This window comes from Nocardioides sp., from assembly GCF_034670285.1.
Lineage (GTDB): Bacteria > Actinomycetota > Actinomycetes > Propionibacteriales > Nocardioidaceae > Nocardioides.
Window position 1 is genome coordinate 1 of record NZ_JAXMNS010000356.1, and the last position, 4,053, is coordinate 4,053.

Consider the following 4,053-nt stretch of genomic DNA (forward strand, 5'->3'; position numbering starts at 1 on the left):
TCGTGGATGCCGTCGAGGGCCTTGAGGATGAGGTTGCGGTGCGGGTGCACGCGCGCCTCGGCCTCGGTGATGCGGCCGTCGTCGATGAGGCTCTGCACGAACGTGTGGTCGGTGGTGAGCTGGGAGAGCTCGCCGTCGCGGAAGAGGTAGGCGCGGCTGTCGCCGACGTGGCCGATGCCGACGCGGTGGCCGTCGAAGAGCGCGACGGTGGCGGTGGTGCTGGTGCCGTTGATCGACGGGTCCTCGTCGACGAGGTGGCCGATCTGGGCGTGTGCGTCGTGCAGGCCGTCGGCCACGCGGGTGAGCAGCGAGGGGCTGTCGGTCGCGGGCGGCGCGACGTCGAGGGCGCGCAGCTCGGAGACCGCGGTGCTCGAGGCGATGTCACCGCGGGCGGCGCCGCCGACGCCGTCGCAGACGGTGAGCAGCCAGGGGCCGGCGTACCCGGAGTCCTGGTTGTCCTTGCGCACTCGACCCACGTCGGAGATCGCGGAGTAGTGGAGGCTCAGCGCGGGCTCGACGGGAGCAGCGCTCGTGCCCTCACCGGTCGCTCCGGCCTCGTCGGCGGGGTCGGTGACGGCCGGGATCTCTCCCGTGGCGGGTCCGCCGGCACCGCCGGGGCCGCTTGCGGGGTCGCTCATTTCTTCAGCTCCAGGATCGTCTTGCCGATCCGCACCTGGGTGCCGATGGCGATCGTGGTGGGCTGGGTGATCCGCACGCTGCCGATGTAGGTGCCGTTGGTCGAGCCGAGGTCCTCGACGAACCACTGGTCGCCCGAGGCGGCGATGCGCGCGTGACGGGTGGAGGCGTAGTCGTCGTCGAGGCGGATGGCGGCGTCGGTGCCGCGGCCGATCAGGATCGGGGCCTGGTCGAGCGGGGCGGTGGCGCCTGCGCTGGAGCCCTGGGTGACGACCACCTGGGTGGGCGACCCGCGACGGCGGGGCGGCTTCTGCTGCTTGGGCGGGCGCGGGCTGCCCTGGCCGCGAGCGGCCTCGGGCACGCGGGCGCCGAACATGTCGGAGCGGATCACCGAGATGGCCGAGAGCACGAAGATCCACAGGATCGCCAGGTAGGCGATGCGGATCAGGAACAGGGTCAGCTCAGACATCGCCCCACCCGGTGCTCTCGGTCTCGGAGACGATGCGCACCGTCAGCGTCGTGTTGCCGGCCTTGACCACCGAGCCGTCGCGCAGGGTCGCGCGCGGCACCTTGCGGTCGTTGATGCGGATGCCGTTGGTCGAGCCGAGGTCGTGCACCTCGATGAGGGGATCGGCGCCCTCGGAGCCGAGGGTGATGAGGAACTCCGCGTGACGGCGGCTGATGCCGGGGTCGTTGATGCGGATGTCGGCCTCGGTGCCACGGCCGATGACGAGGCCGGGAGGTTGGAGGGGGTGCTGGCTGCCGTTGACCTCGAGCAGGGCGTGAGCGCGACTCACCTGGGTGTGGGTGGCCGTCCCGCTGACGGAGGCCTGGGCCTCGCTGCGGATCCGGAAGCGTCCGGTGGTCAGGTCGTCGGCCGACTCGAAGTCGATCTTCAGCGGGCCCGGGAAGACGTAGGACTGGCTGTCGGCATGCTTCTTGAGCGAGTCCGACAGCTCGCGCACCAGCGTGGAGTCGTACGGCGCGAGCCGGTCGAGGTCGGTGCGCGACAGTTCCACGTGGAACGAGTTGGGCACCAGGCGCCGATCGCGGGAGAGGATCTGGGCGTTGTTGTCGAGCTCGCGCTCGAGCGCCGCCGCGATCTCCACCGGCTGGACGGCGCTGCGGAAGGTGCGCGCGAACGCACCGGAGATCATCGACTCGAGCCGTTGCTCGAAGCGTTGCAGGCCTCCCATCCGCACTCCTTCCTCAGGACGGCCCCACACCTGGTGCGGGGCATGACAAGGACCGGTCGGGCAACCGGACGCAACGTCGATCGTAGCCACCTCGAGTCGTCGTGCCCGGGACCCTCACCCCTGAGGGGTCGACGGGTTCACTCGCGGATCGGCTGGGAGGTGCCGCCGGTTTGTTGAGCGATCGAGGCCTGGGCTAATCTGATCCGGTTACTTGCGCGAGTGGCGGAACGGCAGACGCGCTGGCTTCAGGTGCCAGTGTCCGAAAGGGCGTGGGGGTTCAAATCCCCCCTCGCGCACCAGTGGCCTCACTCATGAGGCTCAGCAAGACGCAGAGCAACCCGGCCCAGAGGAATCTGGGCCGGGTTGCTGCGTTTCAGCCGGTCGGGCAGTGCCTGCGGTCTGGCTCCCCGTGGCGCGGACAGCAGGATCAACGACCCGCAGACGGTGGAAGGACGCACTGTCTCGCGCACCCGAGCTGCCCGGATGATCAGGTGCTCCGCAGTAGGTTCAGTCCCATGCCCGTCCAGCACCACCGCCCCCGCTGCACCGCAGTCGCCTGGCTCTCGCGACCGTGCACTCGATGAGCGAGATCAGCGTCCGGCCCGAGCTCGGGTCCTTCGACCACTACGCACGGCTGCTGCAGCGCTCCCTGGGCGTCCCGGTCGGCCTGGTCAGCATCGTCGAGGAGTACCGCCAGGTGTTTTTAGGTGCCCTGGGCCTGCCCGACCCGTGGCAGGAGGCGCGGGAGACCCCGTTGTCCCACTCGTTCTGCCAGTACGTCGTGGCGCGTGAGGAGCCGCTGATCATCGAGGACGCCCGCGAGGAGCCCTTCCTCGCCGACAACCTCGCGATCCCGGTGCTGGGCGTCATCGCCTACGCCGGCTGGCCGATCACCGACAGCCGCGGCAAGGTCGTCGGCTCGCTGTGCGCCATCGACGGTGAGCCGCGCGCCTGGACCCCCGTCGACCTGGAGAACCTGCGCGACCTGGCCGCCGCCTGCTCCGCCGAGATCGCGCAGCGCGAGCTGGTGCAGGCCTCTGCGCACCTGGTCGCCGAGCTCGAGCGCAGCAACGAGCACCTCGCCACGCTCGGGTCGCAGGTGAGTCACGACCTCCAGAACCCGATCCAGGCCCTGACCGGCACGCTCGAGCTCCTCGACGAGGAGCTCGAGGCCGAGCCGCCGAGCGTCGACACGATGGCGCTGCTGGTCTCCCGCGGCCACAAGTGCGCCACGCGCATGTCGGCGCTCGTGAAGGACGTCCTGCGCTACGCCGTCGTCGGCGGCGAGCTGGCGAAGCACGACCTCGACGTCACCGACCTCGTGACCTCGGTGCTGGACGACGTCCCGACGCTCGCCAGTGTCGACGTGCACCTGGGCGACCTTCCCTCGGTGCGCGCCGACGGCCTCCAGCTGCGCCTGCTGCTGCAGAACCTGCTCACCAACGTCGCCAAGCACGCCGGCGGCGGGTCCGTTGAGGTGCAGGCCCACCTCGACGACGACGTCTGGGTGCTCGAGGTCGTCGACCACGGCCGTGGCGTCCCCGTCGAGGACCGCGACCGGATCTTCGCCTCCCACACCCGCCTGGACCACTCGGTGCCCGGCTCTGGTCTCGGCCTCGCCACCTGTCGCCGCGTCGTGGCGGCTCATGGCGGCACGATCGGTCTGGTGGAGACCCCCGGCGGTGGCGCGACCGTGGTGGTCCGGCTCCCGCGCTGACCTGCGATCTCGACCGCTAGCGGGGGGAGCCGCGAGTCCGCGCCGCATGTCGCAGGAGTCGACATGTGGGCGCTGTGTCTATCCTGACAGTGCCGTCCCCCGCTCGACCGTGGGGGGAGAGCGGGGGCGGTACACACACTCGGTCGGCTCGCAGACGCGCGCCGCCCGCGTGGTCGAGCCCACACCGGCGATCACCGCGGGGGTGAGGCGGGCGTCGTCCGGTTCCCTAGGCTCGGGACATGTCACCCTCTGCCCTCGCCCGTGCCGCTGACGCCGTCCTCGACCGGTCGCTCGTCCTCGGCTACACCAAGATCGGTCCGGCCCTGCGCCAGAAGTGGTGGGCCCCGGACGCCGAGAAGGGCAGCCTGCTCGGCAAGCGTGTCGTGGTCACCGGCGCGACCTCGGGCATCGGCGAGGCGATGGTCTCCTCCTTCCTCGACCTCGGCGCGACCGTGCACGTGCTCGGCCGCAATCCCGACAAGGTCTCGCGCCTGGTCGCCGACC

The 4,053-nt window shown here is 70.9% G+C and carries 5 protein-coding genes and 1 tRNA gene; 3 read left to right on the forward strand and 3 right to left on the reverse strand.

Translation table 11 applies throughout. The features are described from left to right. From VOI19_RS15690 to VOI19_RS15700, 3 genes are all read right to left on the reverse strand, one after another. The coding region (locus tag VOI19_RS15690; RefSeq protein ID WP_323793902.1) for a PP2C family protein-serine/threonine phosphatase at positions 1 to 638 on the reverse strand (638 nt) is incomplete at its 3' end. Beyond that, positions 635 to 1,105 (reverse strand): FHA domain-containing protein, encoded by a 471-nt coding sequence (locus VOI19_RS15695; RefSeq protein ID WP_323793903.1) that lies wholly within the window; start codon positions 1,103 to 1,105, stop codon positions 635 to 637. The genes VOI19_RS15695 and VOI19_RS15690, both read right to left, overlap by 4 nt. Then, entirely contained in the window at positions 1,098 to 1,832 is a 735-nt protein-coding gene (locus VOI19_RS15700) for a DUF3662 and FHA domain-containing protein (RefSeq protein ID WP_323793904.1), read from the reverse strand. The genes VOI19_RS15695 and VOI19_RS15700 overlap by 8 nt, the downstream gene beginning before the upstream one ends. Before the next feature lie 213 nt (positions 1,833 to 2,045). Here VOI19_RS15700 and VOI19_RS15705 point away from each other — a divergent pair. The 3 genes from VOI19_RS15705 to VOI19_RS15715 form a co-directional block, all read left to right on the forward strand. Further along, positions 2,046 to 2,131: transfer RNA gene (locus VOI19_RS15705), tRNA-Leu, on the forward strand. A 281-nt stretch (positions 2,132 to 2,412) separates the two neighbouring features. Beyond that, entirely contained in the window at positions 2,413 to 3,549 is a 1,137-nt protein-coding gene (locus VOI19_RS15710; protein WP_323793905.1) for a GAF domain-containing sensor histidine kinase, read from the forward strand. 239 nt (positions 3,550 to 3,788) lie between these two features. After that, the coding region (locus VOI19_RS15715; RefSeq protein ID WP_323793906.1) for an SDR family NAD(P)-dependent oxidoreductase at positions 3,789 to 4,053 on the forward strand (265 nt) is incomplete at its 3' end.

Bases quoted from the DNA above. Each gene is read 5' to 3' on its own strand.
- VOI19_RS15700 (WP_323793904.1), bottom strand. From the start codon at position 1,832: ATGGGAGGCCTGCAACGCTTCGAGCAACGGCTCGAGTCGATGATCTCC.
- VOI19_RS15710 (WP_323793905.1), top strand. From the start codon at position 2,413: ATGAGCGAGATCAGCGTCCGGCCCGAGCTCGGGTCCTTCGACCACTAC.
- VOI19_RS15695 (WP_323793903.1), bottom strand. From the start codon at position 1,105: ATGTCTGAGCTGACCCTGTTCCTGATCCGCATCGCCTACCTGGCGATC.